Annotated in this window: 1 protein-coding gene; it reads right to left on the bottom strand. The window is 62.5% G+C overall.

Features of this window, described 5'->3' with window-relative positions; translation table 11 throughout:
* Positions 1-303: 303 nt before the first annotated feature.
* Positions 304-1,509 (bottom strand): integrase core domain-containing protein, encoded by a 1,206-nt coding sequence (locus AC0L3K_RS40545; protein WP_473368198.1) that lies wholly within the window; start codon positions 1,507-1,509, stop codon positions 304-306.
* Between the last annotated feature and the right edge of the window lie 79 nt (positions 1,510-1,588).

Here is a 1,588-nt window from a genome sequence, read left to right as displayed (position 1 = left end):
TGTCCAGACCGGAGACATAGGTAACAGGTCGTACCTAAGACATGGGTGACAACCTCGTGCCGAACGGGTTGTCGAGGGGTTTCAAAGTCGTTTACTCCAAAAGTCGATCCAGTTTGAGGCCGCTGGTCAGCGATCTGCTGTGTTCCGGCGAGACGCATCCATGGCCTGGCCATTGTTGCTTGGCTCGCGCTGTCGCCGTCAACCCCGCGCGTGCCGCGCCCCTGTGGGCTTCGGGGGTTGACCGCGACAGCGGAGCCAAGCAAAGGGCCTGCCATGCCAAGAATGCACGAGAGCGCGTCGCGCTCAGGGCGCTGCGGTGGCAGCTGAGACATCGGTGACGGGCTTCGGGCCGAACGGGTTGTCGAGCGGCTGCAAGGTTTTCTGCTCCAGATCGAAGTAACCGAGATCGTAGTGCATGAAGCTGACGAGCCAAATGCCCTCGTCGACCTCCTTGATGCCGAGCTTCTGACCGGCCAGCACGGTTGAGATGTTGATCTTCTTGCGATGCAGGCAGAGCCGCCCGCAAGCGGTGACGACAATGTCGCGGTCGTGGAAGGGGTAAGTCAGTTCGGGCAGGCCGTCATAGACGCGCGTTGAAGCGGTGTAGAGCTCGGCGGGGCACTTCATGCCGAGTGCCTCATGGGGCCGCTCGGTGTTGAATTCGTGCACGAAGGCATCGAAGCGTTCCTGCTGCTGCAGGCTGTTGAAGCCTGGCGGGCGGGTCGCTTCCTTTTTGAGGGTGAGGTGCATGCGCTCGTGCCGGCCGTTCTGCTGCGGATGGCCCGGCTTGATGCGCTCGATGGCAATGCCGAGCCGGAGCCACCAGACCGAAAGCTTCGACAGATTGAACAAGGCGTTGGGGCTGGCAAAGGGCACGCCGTTGTCGGAGCGAATGGCCAGTGGCAGGCCGCGCTCGTGGAACAAGCGCTCGAAGGCGGTTATGGCGGGGTCTTCGCGCGTCGAGTCGAGCGCCTCGCTCAGCAACAGGAAGCGCGAGGCGTGATCGCTGACCGTCAAGGGAAAGCAGTAGCGGCCATTGCCGAGCTTGAACTCGCCCTTGAAGTCGGCGCACCAGAGATCATTGGGGGCCGTCCCTTGCGACAGCGGCGTGCCGCGCGCACGGTGGCGCGGTCCGCCGCCGCGTTTGACCAGGCCGTGGCGATCGAGCACCGCATGAATGGTGCTTTTGGCCGGCACGCGAACATCGCCATCGAGCCGGCGCACCAGCAACTCGCGGATCTTGCGCGCACCCCAATGCGGCTTCTCGGCCTTGAACTGGACAATCAGGGTCTCGATCTGGGCCGGCAATTGGTTGGCGTAGCGAACCGGCCGTCGGGAGCGGTCGTTCAGCGCCTCGAGCCCGTGTTCCTTGTAACGATCGAAAATCTTGTAGCCGGTCTTGCGGGAGATGCCGAACTCCCGGCACACATCCGTCATGGCTTCCCCGTCCAACAGCCGGGCGACAAAGCGAAGGCGCTCTTCCATTACCGAACTCGCTTTCCACGGCATCTACACTCCCGCAGAACAAAAGCGGAAAGTGTAACCCATGTGTCCGGTACGAACTGTCACCTATGTCTCGGGTCGCTCA

This window comes from Bradyrhizobium sp. MI1.10 (assembly GCF_055811035.1).
The sequence above is the reverse complement of the archived record's forward strand: the minus strand, read 5'-3'. Positions and strand labels throughout refer to the sequence as shown.

Bases quoted from the DNA above. Each gene is read 5' to 3' on its own strand.
- AC0L3K_RS40545 (WP_473368198.1), bottom strand. From the start codon at position 1,509: ATGCCGTGGAAAGCGAGTTCGGTAATGGAAGAGCGCCTTCGCTTTGTC.